14 protein-coding genes and 1 tRNA gene are annotated in these 15,218 nt (G+C 63.1%); 8 read left to right on the top strand and 7 right to left on the bottom strand.

Annotation, left to right across the window (positions count from 1 at the left end):
• Window positions 1-54: 54 nt before the first annotated feature.
• From AB0J29_RS14050 to AB0J29_RS14065, 4 genes are all read left to right on the top strand, one after another.
• Complete coding sequence (locus AB0J29_RS14050) at window positions 55-1,521, top strand: peptide MFS transporter (protein ID WP_364784550.1); 1,467 nt, start codon at window positions 55-57, stop codon at window positions 1,519-1,521.
• Between the two features lie 42 nt (window positions 1,522-1,563).
• Window positions 1,564-3,087: an amino acid permease gene (locus tag AB0J29_RS14055; protein WP_364784553.1), complete on the top strand. Its 1,524-nt coding sequence runs from the start codon at window positions 1,564-1,566 to the stop codon at window positions 3,085-3,087.
• A gap of 107 nt (window positions 3,088-3,194) precedes the next feature.
• Window positions 3,195-3,268 (top strand) — tRNA-Leu (locus AB0J29_RS14060).
• Between the two features lie 219 nt (window positions 3,269-3,487).
• Window positions 3,488-4,270, top strand: a complete 783-nt coding sequence (locus AB0J29_RS14065) for a hypothetical protein (RefSeq protein ID WP_364784556.1) — start codon at window positions 3,488-3,490, stop codon at window positions 4,268-4,270.
• Window positions 4,271-4,358: 88 nt separating this feature from the next.
• On the opposite strand, the gene AB0J29_RS14070 is transcribed toward AB0J29_RS14065, so the two are convergent.
• The 6 genes from AB0J29_RS14070 to AB0J29_RS14095 all read right to left on the bottom strand — a co-directional run bounded on the left by AB0J29_RS14070 (window position 4,359) and on the right by AB0J29_RS14095 (window position 10,979).
• Complete coding sequence (locus tag AB0J29_RS14070; protein WP_364784559.1) at window positions 4,359-4,730, bottom strand: hypothetical protein; 372 nt, start codon at window positions 4,728-4,730, stop codon at window positions 4,359-4,361.
• A gap of 549 nt (window positions 4,731-5,279) precedes the next feature.
• Entirely contained in the window at window positions 5,280-5,549 is a 270-nt protein-coding gene (locus AB0J29_RS14075; RefSeq protein WP_364784562.1) for a hypothetical protein, read from the bottom strand.
• A 250-nt stretch (window positions 5,550-5,799) separates the two neighbouring features.
• A complete protein-coding gene (locus AB0J29_RS14080) occupies window positions 5,800-6,690 on the bottom strand; it encodes a hypothetical protein (RefSeq protein ID WP_364784565.1) in 891 nt (296 codons plus the stop codon).
• 356 nt (window positions 6,691-7,046) lie between these two features.
• On the bottom strand, window positions 7,047-8,945 hold the full coding sequence (locus AB0J29_RS14085; protein WP_364784568.1) for a serine/threonine-protein kinase: 1,899 nt from the start codon (window positions 8,943-8,945) through the stop codon (window positions 7,047-7,049).
• Between the two features lie 597 nt (window positions 8,946-9,542).
• A complete protein-coding gene (locus AB0J29_RS14090) occupies window positions 9,543-10,409 on the bottom strand; it encodes a hypothetical protein (protein ID WP_364784571.1) in 867 nt (288 codons plus the stop codon).
• Between the two features lie 354 nt (window positions 10,410-10,763).
• A complete protein-coding gene (locus AB0J29_RS14095) occupies window positions 10,764-10,979 on the bottom strand; it encodes a hypothetical protein (RefSeq protein WP_364784574.1) in 216 nt (71 codons plus the stop codon).
• Between the two features lie 241 nt (window positions 10,980-11,220).
• Between AB0J29_RS14095 and AB0J29_RS14100 the strand changes: the two genes are divergently transcribed.
• The gene (locus tag AB0J29_RS14100) at window positions 11,221-11,799 is read left to right on the top strand and encodes an alanine-zipper protein (protein WP_364784577.1); all 579 of its coding nucleotides are present in this window, start codon (window positions 11,221-11,223) and stop codon (window positions 11,797-11,799) included.
• 180 nt (window positions 11,800-11,979) lie between these two features.
• A complete protein-coding gene (locus tag AB0J29_RS14105) occupies window positions 11,980-12,321 on the top strand; it encodes a hypothetical protein (RefSeq protein WP_364784580.1) in 342 nt (113 codons plus the stop codon).
• 11 nt (window positions 12,322-12,332) lie between these two features.
• Here AB0J29_RS14105 and AB0J29_RS14110 read toward each other — a convergent pair whose 3' ends face one another.
• Complete coding sequence (locus AB0J29_RS14110; RefSeq protein WP_364784583.1) at window positions 12,333-13,667, bottom strand: aspartate aminotransferase family protein; 1,335 nt, start codon at window positions 13,665-13,667, stop codon at window positions 12,333-12,335.
• A gap of 86 nt (window positions 13,668-13,753) precedes the next feature.
• On the opposite strand from AB0J29_RS14110, the gene AB0J29_RS14115 reads away from it, so the two are divergent.
• The gene (locus AB0J29_RS14115) at window positions 13,754-14,674 is read left to right on the top strand and encodes a LysR family transcriptional regulator (protein ID WP_364784586.1); all 921 of its coding nucleotides are present in this window, start codon (window positions 13,754-13,756) and stop codon (window positions 14,672-14,674) included.
• A 172-nt stretch (window positions 14,675-14,846) separates the two neighbouring features.
• Window positions 14,847-15,197, top strand: a complete 351-nt coding sequence (locus AB0J29_RS14120; protein WP_364784589.1) for a hypothetical protein — start codon at window positions 14,847-14,849, stop codon at window positions 15,195-15,197.
• Window positions 15,198-15,218 lie beyond the last annotated feature (21 nt).

Consider the following 15,218-nt stretch of genomic DNA (forward strand, 5'->3'; position numbering starts at 1 on the left):
GGAAACTTTGTTCGGTATGCCAGAAATTCCCTGCCCGTATGGGAGGGTCTGAGCATGTCCGAGGCAGCAATGGCAGAGCAATCGGTTCGGGAGCGAACCGTATTCGGCCATCCCATCGGGTTGACCAACCTCTTCGGGGTCGAACTCTGGGAGCGGTTCTCGTTCTACGGAATGCTCACCATCCTCGGGTACTACCTGTACTACTCGACGACCGATGGCGGACTGGGCCTAGCGAAGAGCACCGGCGTCGGGATCGTCGGCGCGTACGGCGGGTTGGTGTATTTGTCCACGGTGCTCGGCGGGTGGATCGCCGATCGGTTGATCGGCATGGAACGCACCGTCTTCTACGGTGGTGTCGTGGTGATGGCCGGGCATATCGCGCTGGCGATTCTGCCCGGACTGTCCGGTGTCGGCGTCGGTCTCGTGCTGGTCGCACTCGGCAGCGGCGGACTGAAGGCCAATGCGTCCTCGCTGCTCGGCACCCTCTACCGCCCGGGCGATCCGCGCTTCGATGGCGGCTTCACGCTGTTCTATCTGGGTATCAACCTCGGTGCGTTCGTCGGTCCGCTGCTCACCGGCCTGCTGCAACGGAATTGGGGCTTTCACTACGGCTTCGGTGCGGCCGCGGTCGGTATGGCGTTGGGGCTGACGCAGTATGTGATGTTCCGGCGCAACCTCGGCGCGGCGGGCAGGCAGGTGCCCAACCCATTGCCGCGCAGTGCCGCCGGACCGATCGTCGGCATCGGGGCTGGTGCGGCCATCGTGGTCGCGCTGGCATTGAGCACCGGACTGGTGAACCTGGACAACCTCTCGGAGGTGACCACCGGCGTCATCATCGCTACCTCGCTCGCCTACTTCGTACTCATGTTGACCAGTGCCAAGGTGACGCCGGTCGAGCGCAGCCGGGTCCGTGCCTTTATTCCGCTGTTCATCGCGAATGCCGTTTTCTGGTCGCTGTTCCAGCAGATCTTCACGGTGCTCGCGGTGTATTCCGATGAGCGGATACGGTGGAACATCTTCGGCTGGACCGCACCGTCGAACTGGATCGGTTCGGTCGAGCCGGTGTGGATCATCTGCCTGTCGCCGCTGTTCGCGCTGATGTGGACCAAACTGGGCAATCGCGCGCCGAGCACACCGCGTAAATTCGCCCTCGGCGTCATCGGCATGGGGCTGGCGTTCTGGTTGTTCGTGCTGTTCTCGGGCAGCAGTGGCAAGTCGGTACCGGCGTTGCTGGTACTGCTCATCATGGGCGGATTCGCGGTCTCCGAATTGCTGCTTTCCCCGATCGGTCTGTCGGTCACCACGCAGTTGGCGCCCGAGGCGTTCCGTGCCCAGATGATGGCGCTGTACTTCTTCAGCGTTGGCATCGGAACCTCGATGTCGGGTACTTTGGCTCGGTTCTATGACGCGGATCACGAGTTCGCGTACTTCGGCATCACCGGAGCAGTCGCGATCTGTGCCGGTCTTATCGTCGTCGCACTCTCACCATGGGTGAGACGACATATGGCCGGCGTGCATTAGAGAATCGGCGGAGAACCCGTCGACGACAGCAAGGAGAGAGTGTTGGCTACCCCAGGAACTCGATGGGGCGGTCTGTTCCGCACCAAATCGGTCGAGCAGTCCATCCGGGATACCGACGAACCCGATTCGAAACTGCGCAGGGACCTGACCGCGTGGGACCTCACCATCTTCGGGGTCGCCGTGGTCGTCGGTGCGGGCATTTTCACGCTCACCGCACGGACCGCGGGCAATGTCGCCGGTCCTTCGGTTTCTCTCGCCTTCGTCTTCGCCGCCATCGCCTGCGGGTTGACCGCGCTGTGCTACGCCGAATTCGCCTCGACGGTGCCGGTGGCGGGCAGCGCGTACACGTTCTCCTATGCCACCTTCGGTGAGCTCATCGCATGGATCATCGGCTGGGATCTGATTCTGGAGTTCGCGCTCGCGGTGTCGGTGGTCGCCAAGGGGTGGTCGCAGTACCTCGGTGAGGTGATGGGATCGCATTCGCCGATCGTGCACCTGGGTCCGATCGACTTCGATTGGGGTGCGGTACTTCTCATCGCGGTCCTTGGTGTGCTGCTTGCGGTCGGCACCAAGGTGTCCTCACGGGTCTCGGCGGTGGCCGTCGCCATCAAGCTGAGCGTCATCGCGGTGGTACTCGTTGTCGGCGCCACCTACTTCGACAAGTCGAACCTGACGCCCTACATCCCGCCGTCGCAGTCCAGCGCGGAAGGGGAGGGGCTGCACCAGTCGCTGTTCTCCTACTTCACCGGCGCCGGTCACAGCACCTTCGGTTGGTACGGTCTGCTCGCCGCGGCCAGTCTGGTGTTCTTCGCATTCATCGGTTTCGATGTCGTCGCGACCACGGCGGAGGAGACGAAGAATCCGCAACGCTCGGTGCCGCGCGGCATTCTCGCCTCGTTGGTGATCGTCACGATTCTCTATGTCGCGGTGTCACTGATCCTCACCGGAATGGTGCCCTACACCGCGCTTTCCGGTGATCACGCAACGCTCGCAACTGCTTTCGCGCAGCACGGCGCCACCTGGACCAAGAACATCATCTCCATCGGCGCGCTCGCCGGACTCACCACGGTCGTCATGGTCATGTTCCTCGGACAGACCCGCGTGCTGTTCGCGATGTCGCGCGACGGACTGCTGCCGCGTCAGCTCGCACAGACCGGCAAGAATGGCACTCCGGTCCGGCTGACGGCCGTCGTCGGCGTCGTCTGCGCCGTGCTCGCCGGTTTCGTGGACTTCGGCACTCTCGAAGAGATGGTCAATATCGGCACCCTCTTCGCCTTCGTCCTGGTCGCCATCGGTGTCCTCATCCTGCGCCGCACCCGCCCCGATCTCCCGCGCGGCTTCCGCGTCCCCTTGGTCCCGCTCATCCCTATCCTCGCCGTACTCGCCTGCCTGTGGCTGATGCTCAATCTCTCGGTCGAAACCTGGCTGCGTTTCCTCGTCTGGATGGCCGTCGGCCTGATCGTCTACTTCGGCTACAGCCGCCGACACTCCGTCCTCGCCAACACCCCGGATAACGATTCCTCCGGCGGCGGCCAACCACCCGCACCAGTAGCCGCCCGTGACTAGGTGGTACCTGGTGGCGCGATGGCCGCATTACTCTCGCCACCACCGGTAATGCACTAGCCTGCAGAGAGAATCCGGTACGGCAGTACGAGTCGGTACGCTGACCGGGCGCCCCCATAGCCCAATTGGCAGAGGCAGCAGACTTAAAATCTGCAAAGTGTCGGTTCGAGTCCGACTGGGGGCACAGCAAAAGTACTGGTAGGTAGCTTGCGGTTCGGGAGACAGGTCGAGACCGCCCTGCCGTGCCACCCCTGTGCCATCCCGCCGGGTTACCGGGGTGGCAGGTCTTCGTCTTCAATCCGCCGCTTTATGGCCTCTACCGTGCGGTCTTGTGGCACTGGGATGCAACAATGTTCCTCTAGGTATTGGTTGACGCCCATCGCGGGTGGGGAGGATCGTCCGGGTGGACTGGCTGCGGGGCATAGGTACCTGGTTTGGCGACGTGTGGCGCTGGCTCACTGCTGTGCAAGCGGACGCATGGGCAGCGTCAGCCGGGTGGGTCACAGCGCTTATCGCACTTGCGACGGTGATCGTCGCGGGCAAATACGCACATCGGCAGTTGGGGGCTGCCCTCGAACAGGTGCGAGAAGCGCAAACGACTCGCGACGAGCAGGCCCAGCCGAATGTCGTCGTATTCATGGAGCACAACCACGCCGACTGGCACATGCTTGAGCTCGTAGTTAAGAATTTCGGCACGACGCCTGCCTTGAACGTACGCATGAGCATCACTCCGACGCCCCAAGTAAGCGCTGCAGCACAGAGCGAGGATGTGATGGAATTGCTTTACCCCGAATTGATTCCATTCCTCGCACCCAGCCAGGAATGGCGCACGTTCTGGGATTCCGGTCCTTCGCGCGTCCGAACGAGCGGCATTGCATCCCGTCACGAGGCAGCGATCAAGTTTGAGGACAGTCGCGGTAAAGCGTTCACCACAAATGCAATCCTGGACTGGGACATCTTTGTCGGCACAATGCACGTGGATACGAAAGGTGTCCACGACATAGCGAAGCTCCTGGACGACCGACTGGAGGCACAAAACAAGCTGCTAGAGGGTATCGGCCAGGTGCTAGCAAGGTACTCCGTTGAGCACCAGGGCATTTGGGTCTACGGCAGCCGCGACGACGCTGAGCGCCAATTTCGTGCCGAGCGAGCGCAGCGGGAGGCCGAGGAAGCCGCCGAGAGCTGACGGCGAATTGACGCCCTGTTACGGCAGGTGGTGCCACATCAGTTCGAAACGGAGAGCGGCACCGAAGCAGGTGGTCCTGCCCAATCGTCTAGCCCGACCGTCGCCCAAACAACGGCACCACTTTCGACGGAATCTCCTGTGGTGCAACCGGAATAGCCGATGGTGGCTCGGGCAGGTTGTTGCCTGCGCCGCCTTCCTCTTCGGGGATCCAGTCACCATAGGTGTTCGGGGTGAACGTGAATGTGCTGTGCTCCAACCACTTTGACACCTGCATGTAGTGGGTACTGCTCATCAGTTGCATCACGGCGAAGGTGTGCCGCAGGTCGTGGAGTCGGACGCCGCGCGTCGCGGGAACGGCCGGGGCGGTGTCGATAGCGAGTATCTCGGGAGCGCCGACCGGCAGACCCACGGCAACGAGCGCGGGCTTGAGAATGGTGTCGTAGAAGGAGCCCATTGCCATCGGCTGCGACCAGTCCAGCGGAACCGCGTACCGCTGCCCTTTGGCGCGCTAGCCTCCGCCGTTCTTCCGGCTGGGCCAGAGAGGTGTGGTTGGTTCCGCGGACCGGGGATGCCGGACAGTTGGGTTGGATTCGGGTCCGCTGTGTAAGTAACGTACATCCGTGCCGCGAGCCAAGGCGGGAGAGGTACGGTTCGCTTGCTGCGCTTGGACTTCGGCGTAGTGGATACCCACCGTTTGCCCTTGCGCTTCTTGGTTCGGCGGATGTGCACTGTGCATCGGGTTACCGCAGAACCGTTCGCGCCGTTGGTATTTGGGCGTGCTGGCGTGATGCGGAATTCCAGATCTTGCACTTCGAGCCCGGTATTCTCGCTGGCGCGCAGCCCGGTATACGCCAAGAAGTCCACCATCAGCCCGTAGATGGGATAAGCGGGCAACCGACCCGGTGTGGGTGAATCGGCTGCGCTTGGTGCGGTGACCAGCTCAGCGTCGCAGCGCTGGTTGACGCCTTGGCCGAGCGCGCTCAGCGCGGCGGTGTGTGATGGCCCGGAGCTACAAGCGCGACAACCGAGGACGGTTTGCCAGCGTCGCCGGGGTGAAGCTACCCAGGTCGGCCAAGGCGGCGGGGCGCGTCGCGAGCGCGGCCACTCGAACCGGTGCGCGAAAGGTGAAGACCAGCGCCCGCAATTCGTATGTGACTGGCGGTTCCAGAAACGCCTCGAAGTCGGACAGGGCGGCGACTACAAAGGTGTGAAGGTCGGCGCGGAATTCCGCACACCAACCGGACGCGGTCTGGTCACGAAAGCCATTGTCGGATACCACGGCAAGCCCGATCGGCGGTTGGACGTCACGCCCAAGCTGGACAAACCCAGTCGCACACTCACCGTAACTGTGAAGCCGAACCCGGCCCGGTCGTCGGGGCCGGATCCAAAGCCACCAAAGGGAGCGCTCCGGCTTCGCCAGCGAACGCCGCAGGCCGCTAGAAACATCGGTGAGAACCGTGCTGCTCGTCGGCTGTAGCCGTTGACCACCGGCGCCAGCCGACGGGGAGACGCCGGGGAATGATGTTCCGCTACCGGTGTTGCTCGGCGTACTGCAGAACGGTGGATGCCCACGGTGCATAGGCAAAGTGCAGAGGTGGTGGTGGAGCTGCTGTCTTTCCGGTTGAAAGTGCGCGTACGCCGACCCGGTCGCCAAAAAGGCCGTTGAATTCGCGCACAGTCGCGCAGGCCGCATCCACTTCTGGATGAAGGATTTTAATAACTTTCTCGTTGACCTCTACGAGCGCCTTGATTGCAGTCGGAACCAATTCAATGATACTTGGATCATCCGGAAGGGAGCGTAGTTCTTCTACATATTTCTCTTTAAGCTCTGTATTGAGTTCGATCATGGCTGAGATGTCAACTTTTGGATCTGTCCAGCCTCTCGGTTCGCCAGCAACTAAGACTGCCCCGGCGGAGATTCTGACTACATCCATTGCATAGTGGACCATTGTGTGGCGCAAGTGGTATAGCAATCGGTACTCAGGGCACTTCTCGAACAATCTGTTGAATATCTTTTGGACTTGTTTGTGTTCGCGACTGTTCTCTCCGAACTTAATGAATATCTGCTTGTAGTTGTGTTCCTGGTGGAAGTGTAGCGATGAGCAGAACGCGAGTACGGCGGTTCTCATGCGGACGCCGATTTTGATGATTCCATCCGGGGAAGCTGGTGAATGCTGGCCTGTTGCAAGCTCTTTCATGTCCTTCTGGACCGTCCGTACGAGATCGCCGACCGTCGCCTTGACGTACGTAAAGACGTTTACGTTTACGATATGGTCCAGTGTTTTGTAAGCCGAGCCGTACCTTTCGGCCTCTTCCTTGGAGAATTCATGTAGAGGCTCGAAAAACGCTTTTGTGTGCCCGGTTGGGTCTTCTCGGATTAGAAGGGCCGAATAGAACGGTTCCATTTCGTCGTCGGGCAAAACCGGGATCCTTCCAAGCGTGCGCGTCGGAGTGGTTCGTCAGAGCGTAGCCCAGGCCACTGACATCCATCGCGGCCCATCCATCCCACCCCCGTGCCATCCACGCGCGGGCAATCAAAGGTGCTCAGTAGGTGACCGGCGGTGCGCAAGAGGTGGCGAATTAGTGCTATCTACCTGTGGGGATGCGACAGGGCGTGTGCTGAACACGCAGGTAGGCGCGGGGCCAGTTCAGCGGGCCGGGCGTACTTAAAATCTGCAAAGTGTCGGTTCGAGTCCGACTGGGGGCACAGCAAAAGTACTGGTAGGTAGCTTGCGGTTCGGAGGCAGGTTGTGAAAGGGGATCGCGGCAGGCGGAATCAGTCGCTGACCCGCAGCATTTCGATGGTGGCGCGGTTGGTGGCGTGACATGGGTCGGATGTGTCGAGCAGCCAGGTGCCGGTCAAGGATTTGATCGGGTCGGGGCCCGCATCGGACCGGAACAGATCCCAATGAACTGTCGCATTGGTGACCGGCTCGTTCGATCCCGGGTAGCACGCGTACGGAAGTGTGTAGACGCTGCGCCATGCCCCGCCTTCGAGTACGAACAGCGGAACAACAGTGGCATCAGGTGCCGGGGATGTTGTTGCGGCGCAACGATCTCCGCTGCGCATGCAGATGGTGTCGTATCGTTGCCGGACGATATCCGGTGGTGGGGGATTGGGAAAGTCCGGTGTCGGGAGGTAGGTGCGGGTCATGTCGTAGGTTCCGCTGATCCGCGCAATGGGCATATCGACGCGGGCGGGGATGGTTTCCGGTGCGACGACGGCGACGTTCGGGTCGATCGCGCCGACGCGGCGCAGCGTCATTGCATCCTCTTGGACATTCGTGCATGGTCCGGTGCCGTAAGTGGAGGCCGTGCCGGTCCACGCCTGGGCGGCGAATCGGACAACGATCCGCTCCCACACCGGGGCCTCGATGGATGCCTCGTTGACCGAACCCGTGCAGTCCGGCCTGGGCGGTAGCTCTCTTGTGATGATCCATGCGCCGTCGCGATAGTCCGCGACGACTTGGGCCGCGGCTTGCTCCGGCGCGGACGGGTCCTGGGTGGTTACCGAGGCTACGCAGCGTTCGCTGTGTGGTGGGCAGTACGACCGGACCGACCACACCTGGGTGTACCGGTTCGGCGAGTTGACCGGCTTCCCGTTGATCGTTCGGGCTGTGCGGGTGACCTCGTATTTGCCGTTGAAGGCGAGCACGGGTTGCGGAGGCTGGCTGGTTAGGGCCCGTTCGGTGATCCGATGGTCGTTCAGCCACAGTCCCGCTACGACCACAGCGGCGGTCAGCACGGCAATCAGGGTCACTGTGGCATAGATGCCGGGTCGTTTACGCCGCGGCGGTGCGGGAATCTCCCGACGTATCGTCTCCGCGTCGGATTGGGCGAGCGGCAGGCTATCGAATTGGCGGTCGCGAATCGTCGGTGCTTGCTCCGGGTGCGGTGCGGCGGCGCCGGGGAGGGCGGCGCGGGCGGCGGCGGCCAGTTCTTCGGCGGTCCGATAGCGGTGGTTCGGGTCCTTCGCCATGCCCCGAGCGATGACGTCATCGAATCCGACCGGCAAATGCGCTGCGATCTGCTGTTCGAAGCCCTCGCCCGGGTAGGGCCGAATTCCGGTAAGGCATTCGCACAACACACCGGTCAGGGAGTACACGTCCGATCTGGCGTCGGCGACGCCGCACGTGAATCGCTCCGGAGCCATATAGGCCAAGGCGCCGACCGCCGCGCCGGTGCTGGTCAGGCCGAGATCGGTGGCCGCTTGGGCGATACCGAAGTCGATCAGATAGACGAAACCGGTGTCGGTGATCAGCAGGTTCGATGGTTTCACGTTGCGGTGCAGCAAACCTTGGGCATGTGCAGCATCCAGCGCCGCCGCGGCCTGGCCGAGCACCGACACCGCCAGCTGCGGCGACATCGCACCTTCGCGGGCGAGCCGGGTTTTCGCGTCGGTCCCGTCGATCAGCCGCATATCCAGGTAGAGGCGGCCGCCGATTTCGCCGTAGTTGTGGATCGGGATCACATGGGGTTCACGCAGCCGGGCCGTGGCGTTGGCCTCGCGCCGGAATCGTTCCCGGAAGCTCGGATCAGCGGCGCAGCATTCGGGCAGTAGTCTGACCGCCACGATGCGGTCGGTGTCGGTGTCATAGGCCCGCCACACCTGGCCCATGCCACCCGCACCGATCAGCTCTCGCAACTGATAGCGACCGAATGAAATACCGTCCACCAACCACCTCCCGCACCGATCGATCGCATGTGCCGCGAGGGATCTGCCTTGTGAAACGGTTGTGTATCGATCGTATCGGCCCGGACGGTCCCGCTGCATCACCGTTCGGCCGCATAATCCTGGCGAATGCGCCGGCGCGGCGCACAATGGCACGGTTCCGAATGCTGTTGTAGCGCTGACATTTACGGATTCGCGTCGCCGCCGCAAGAGCAACGTGCTGCTGTCGGCGTCTGCCGATGCGAGCAGCGCGAGGGAGCCCGGCTGCCACGAGCCGGGAAGTATCGAGTAGTGCGGTAACTGAATTTCGCGCCGATCGGCGACCGATTTTCCGGCGTTCAGTGACGCTGTGCGTAGTTCGACTACACGCTCGGCGGAGTAATGAAATCGACCACGCGCTGCTATTCGATCACATCAATCAATTGTGCGGCGCATTATTTGTCGGGGAACGTCGATGGAAATCGGAAATGACGTGTCGGTGCGCGATGGGCTTCTACTCGCCGTTCTCGTGATAGGTCGCGCATCGGAGGTAGTCGAACACACTGCAAGAGGGCCGGGCGCCTGTCGGCTGCCCGGCCCTCTTCTTGCGTGCGTAGACGTTTACCTGGTGAGTGCCGTCTCGCGCGCCGGTGGACGACGGTCGGCCGTCCTGGTTCGGCGGACCATCCGGCGACGGACCTGGGGGTCGTATACGGCCAGGTCATCGTCGAAAGCCAGTTGCTCCCAGAGGAATATGTTGGTGTCCGATTCCTTCTCCGCGGACGGTTGCGGCGGGTTCTGCACCGTGGTGCTATTCGGCAGGGGAGTCGAGATCTGACCCACCGCGAAGCGTTGTTTGCGCAGGCTCATGACACCGGCGGCGAGTGCGGCACAGCATGCGGCGATCGCGCCGAGCGTCGCGGCGGAATCGAGACCGGCGTCGGCGATTCGCTGCTCACCACCCACGAGGTCGGTTGCCGAATTATCGCCGAAGAGCCAGCTGAAGAGTCCGGCACGGTTTGCGGGTTCGGTGATTGCGCGCAGCTCCGGCACCTTGCCGTTGAGGTAGTTCATGGCGGCGAGTACGAACAGGGCGGACGCAGCGCTGCAGCCCAGTGTCAGGAACGAAAGTACCCGGCTGCGGACCCGGAAAAACAGGACGGTCGTGACGACCGTGCCGGCGACCGCGAGGGTGGTCAGGACGGCCCAGGTGCTGCTGATGCTGACCACGGATTGGAATGAGCCGGTGGTGAATCCGTCGATTCGGCCGAAGGCATTGGAGCTGATTGTGCCGTTGGGTCCGGTTGCCGAAATCCAGGGTTGCAACAGCAGTAGGAAGGTGAGCAGACTCAGAGCCGGGGCACATAGATAGCCCCAGTCGGATCGTAGGTCGAAACGTTGGGTGGTCACCTCGCCGATGAGATCGTCATCGTTATCGGAGCGACCGAGCTGAACATCATTCTCTTGCCAAGGCGTTGTGTGTGCCATTTCTAACCACACCTGCTGTGCCGCTTCCGGATTCGAGGAAACGGACGCTGCGGGGCATGTCCTCCTGGGACGAATAAAAGGAATTGGTACAGACGACATCGTCTGTTAACAGAAATTTACGTTAGGACTCCGCGCTCTTCGGGGCAACGTGACCCCATGCACACAATACTTGTGAAACGGTCGTGATCGGAGCCTTGCCGAGTCGGACGTTTTCGCTGAAACTCGCTCTGTCGTAGGCGTTTTCGTGGTCCGCACGTTGCCCGGGCAGGCGCGCCGGTGCGGCCCCGGCCACCGCGCCGGTTGTGACCCGATAGACAGCCGACTCCGGATGCCTACCAGCGCACCGGAATTGAGCTACCCGCCACGCGGCAGCGACCGGTACCGACCCGCCAGCCCATCCACTATCGGTTCGAGGCCGACCTCGAACGTGTACCGATCGATGCGCTGCTGCCGCTCGGCGAGCAGATGCGCCTCGTTCAGGTGCGGATGCTCCTCGCCAGAGATCTCGGCGTCGGCGGGAAAGCCCGCGGCGAAGGAACCGAGCAACGAGCCGGTGCAGAAATAGCACATGAGCGGGCCGACGGTCGTGGCCTCCCGGCGCGGCCGATTCGCCGCGACCGAACCAGCCCGCCGCGCCTACCGAAATGGCGGGCACTTAGAGCTGCGCCACTGCCAAGCCTCGTGTGTGCTGCCCTTTCTGCTGATTGCGTCGAAGTTGCTGCGGCAGCGCACAGCTTCGGTAATGATGAGACCCGTTGATATGCGAGTTCTTCCCCAGTACCACCCACACTTTCTGGAAGGGAGCTCGAATATGGCAGCACAGGATGTAGCTACTGAGAAAGCCGCTGAGCGGCGGTCGACGGCCGGCACCCGCTCGGGCGACGAGCTTGATATGGCCAGGCGGGACGCGGAAATGGCAGAGGTTCAGTGCCAGGCCTACTGCAACGAAGCGCGCCTCGACGCACAGAATGCCCGCCAAGCCGCGAACCAGGCCGCGGCTCTGGCACGCCAGACGCAGACGCAGGCACGGCAGGTGCATCATCAGGCGCAGATGGCGCACCAGAGCGCAATCCATGCGGTTCAGCAGGCGCAGCAGGTTCGTCAGCAGGCGCAGCAGGCCGCCAATCAGGCGCAGCAGTCAGCAAATCAGGCGCAGCAGGCCCAGAGTGATGCGGATCAGGCGCAGGGCCAGGCGCAGCAGGCTCAGAGCGAGGCCAATCAGTGTCAGCAGCGGGCTTCCAGTGCGCAGGACCAGGCCGACCAGGCCGTCCAGTTGGCGCAGCAGGCCGAAGATCAGGCGGTACGGGCGAACGACCGGGCCAATCAGGCGGAAATGCAGCTGAATCACCTTCGGCAGCAGGCCAGGCGCATGCAGTTGGCCAGTTACTGACCAGGGCGTACCCGACCCGGGTTGACCGCGATGCCCGGGGACCGGCCACATCGGGTAACCGGTGGGCCGGTCGTCCGGCTCGGCACGGCTGGCGGCCGCGGCGTGCGACCCTGACGGCAGCGGCAACGACTCCGATCGCACCGTGGGCGGGCCACAACGACTACACCTACACTGGCCCGCATGTCTGTGCCACGGATGCTCGCATTGACCACGTTCGCCCTGCTCACGCCGCTCGCGGGGGCGGCGTGCTCATCCGAAGGGGCCGGGTATAAATCCGAATGCCAGGTCAACGGTTGTACGGTGACCTTCACACGCGGAGTCGATGCCAAGGCCAGTGTGCTCGGTATCGATGCGGAACTCGTTGCGGTGAACGGCAATACGGTCACCTTGAAGATAGGCGGTCAGCAGGTCGACATTCCGGTAGGGCAAACCCAACCCGCCAACGGGCTCAGCGGGACGGTGCAGGAAATCACCGATGACAAGGTCGTGGTCCGGCTCAACACCGGCGTCAACGGCAACTGACCTCAGCCGCCCTAGCTGCCGGTGACGGCATCGCCGATGGCTTGATCGAGGATCGAAAGGCCAAGGGCCAGTTCGTCTTCGTTGGCGGTCAGCGGTGGGGCGATGCGGAAGACGCTACCCATGCCGGGGAGTTGCACGATATTCATATGCAGGCCCAGTTCCAGACAACGGCGCGTGACGGCTGCGCCGAGTTCGTCGGAGCCCTGCTTGGTTTCCCGATCGAGCACGAGTTCCAGTCCGACGAGTAGGCCGCGCCCCCTGATATCGCCGACTACGCTGTGCCGCTCCCCGATTCGCTCCAGGCCGCGACGGAGGAACGTGCCGAGTTCCGCGGCACGTTCGTCGAGACGGTCGCGAACCAGGACATCCAGCACGGTATTGCCGACGGCCGCGACCAGCGGATCCGAGACATGGGTGGTGAAGAACAGGAACCCACGATCGTGTGCCCGCTGCTCGATTTCGGCGCTGGTGATCACGGCCGCGAGCGGCAATCCCGCGCCCAGTGTCTTGGATAGCGTCAGAATATCCGGCACCACGCCGTCGCGCTCGAACGCGTACCAGGATCCGGTGCGGCACAGACCGGTTTGGGCCTCGTCCAGGATCAGCAGCATGCCGCGCTCGCGGCATTTGTCCCGCAGCGCGGCGAAGTAGCCGGGCGGCGGTTCGACGACGCCGCCGGAACTGAGTATCGGCTCGACCAGGCAGGCCGCGAGGCTGCCGACCGACTGGGCATCGATCAGATCGAAGGCGAAGTCGAGTTGCCGACGCCAGTCGAGTTCGCCGGCGGCCGTGGTGAAATCGGGGCGATACGAATTCGGCACGGGGATGGCGAAATTCCCCGGTGCGGCGGGGCCGTAGCCGTTCCGCCCCGCGCTGTAGGTGGCACTCGCCGCCGCCTGTGTCATACCGTGCCAGGACCGCGCGAACGATACGATCTCGTGTTTTCCGGTGACCAGCTTGGCCATTCGGATCGCGGCCTCATTCGATTCCGCACCCGTGGTCAGCAGCAGCACCTTCACCAGCGGTTCGGGCAGGGTCTCGGCCAGCCGGCGGGCGAGGTCGACGACCGGGCGACTCAGCATGCCGCTGAACAGATGGTCGAGTTCACCGACCTGACGTCGCACCGTCGCGACGATATCCGGATGTGCGTGTCCGAGAATGGCACTCATCTGACCTGAAGTGAAATCCAGTATCTCCCTGCCGCTTTCGGTGTACAGAAAGCTGCCCGCAGCCCGGGTGATGATTTCACGGGTGAATTCACCCGCGCCCGCATAGCGGACGAGGTGCCGATCGGCGTCGGCCCAGAAGTCGTCGGTGGACAGTGCAGCGGAGGTTGGAGCGGCCATATTCCGACGGTAAGGGCGCCCCGAGCGTCGGGTCCATCTCACATTTCCGGCTGTGCTGTTCGGCGGAGCCGCACAATAATGGGTCCATGCTGAACCCGTGGCGACTGCGCCTGCTCAGCCAGCTCGACTCGCTCGGCACCGTCCGCGCGGTCGCGCAGGCGGCCCACCTCAGCGCATCGAGTGTGTCGCAGCAGCTCGCGGTGTTGGAGGCCGAAACTCGCACTCAGCTGCTGGAACGAACCGGTCGCCGGGTTCGGCTCACGCCCGCCGGGTTGATGTTGGCCCGCCGCGCCAGGGCAATCCTGGATCAGATGGACAGTGTCGAGGCGGAGCTGCGCGGCCTCGGCGAGGAACCGGTGGGGTTGGTCCGGCTCGGCGCATTCCAGAGCGCCATCCACTCGCTGTGTGTGCCCGCGGTGACGCGCCTCGCGCAGACGCATCCGCATCTCGATGTCGAACTGGTCGAGTTGGAACCGCATGAGAGCATGCCCGCGCTGCGGGTCGGCGACGCCGACATCATTATCACCACAACGGATTTCGTCGAACATCCGCTCGGCTCGGATGTGGATATCGTGCCGCTGGCCACCGATCCGATCGTGCTTGTGCTGCCACCGGATCGTGCCGTCCGTGGGCCCGCCGAGCTCGCCGCCTATGCCGATGAACCGTGGGCCTTCGATATGCCGAAGTCGTATATGGCGAATCTGGCCACTCGGCTGTGCCGCGAATCCGGATTCGAGCCACGGGTGGTCTGCCGGTTCAGCAATTACCTGATGACGTTGCAGCACGTCGAAGCCGGACTCTCGATCACCCTGCTCCCCGGCTTGGCGGTCGATCCGCGCTATCGCGTCGTGACCTGGGAACTCGCCAACCCGGTCACCCGGGCGATCACCGCTGTCATTCGCCGCGGCGCACCGCCACGGGCCGCTGTCAATCTGGTTCTCGAAGAGCTGCGTAGGATTCGCGAACTGCCGGTCGACCCGCGTCTATCGACGACTTTTGAAGCGTGACAGCTACTTTCGGCCTTCAGGGTAATCTCCGAGTCCCTGCTCCAACACCGCACTGGCACATCGAGCCCGCGCGAGCACATCGTCATCTCGCCGACCTGCACGTTGCTTCGCTCGTCCGCCGGCTCCGCGAGTATCCACTGTGATCATTTGCCAGAGGTTCTACAGTGGCCTGATGCCGCTTGTGGAAGTGACCTACGCTCCGGATGTCGCCGAATCGGAGCTCCGCGAACTGGGTTCGGTGCTGCCGCACTTGGTGTCCAAGGCCGTGGAGTGTCCCGAAGAACCGTACGACGGGGCCCTGCAGCCGGGGGATGTCGAGATTCGCTTCCGAAGCCTGAGTCCCTTGGACCACAGCGGCTTGGACGTGGTGATCGAGGTAAAGTCCAAGTGGTTCGAGAGCAGGGCTTCCAACCGCCAGGAACGCGTGGATAAGCTGCACGAGGACATCAGGACCGCGACTGGACTCCGCGACTTCGGCATTTACTTGTCACTCCCGTCAGCCGCGTGGTCGCAGGGAGACTGAAACGCTCATCCCGGCTCACCA

Origin of the sequence: Nocardia sp. NPDC049707 (assembly GCF_040674855.1) — a bacterium.
Taxonomy (GTDB): domain Bacteria; phylum Actinomycetota; class Actinomycetes; order Mycobacteriales; family Mycobacteriaceae; genus Nocardia.

What these genes read in the sequence shown, in the direction of transcription:
- AB0J29_RS14100 (WP_364784577.1), top strand. Translation starts at nt 11,221, where the DNA reads ATGGCAGCACAGGATGTAGCTACTGAGAAAGCCGCTGAGCGGCGGTCG.
- AB0J29_RS14050 (WP_364784550.1), top strand. Translation starts at nt 55, where the DNA reads ATGTCCGAGGCAGCAATGGCAGAGCAATCGGTTCGGGAGCGAACCGTA.
- AB0J29_RS14120 (WP_364784589.1), top strand. Translation starts at nt 14,847, where the DNA reads ATGCCGCTTGTGGAAGTGACCTACGCTCCGGATGTCGCCGAATCGGAG.
- AB0J29_RS14115 (WP_364784586.1), top strand. Translation starts at nt 13,754, where the DNA reads ATGCTGAACCCGTGGCGACTGCGCCTGCTCAGCCAGCTCGACTCGCTC.
- AB0J29_RS14070 (WP_364784559.1), bottom strand. Translation starts at nt 4,730, where the DNA reads ATGGCAATGGGCTCCTTCTACGACACCATTCTCAAGCCCGCGCTCGTT.
- AB0J29_RS14105 (WP_364784580.1), top strand. Translation starts at nt 11,980, where the DNA reads ATGTCTGTGCCACGGATGCTCGCATTGACCACGTTCGCCCTGCTCACG.
- AB0J29_RS14095 (WP_364784574.1), bottom strand. Translation starts at nt 10,979, where the DNA reads ATGTGCTATTTCTGCACCGGCTCGTTGCTCGGTTCCTTCGCCGCGGGC.
- AB0J29_RS14090 (WP_364784571.1), bottom strand. Translation starts at nt 10,409, where the DNA reads ATGGCACACACAACGCCTTGGCAAGAGAATGATGTTCAGCTCGGTCGC.
- AB0J29_RS14110 (WP_364784583.1), bottom strand. Translation starts at nt 13,667, where the DNA reads ATGGCCGCTCCAACCTCCGCTGCACTGTCCACCGACGACTTCTGGGCC.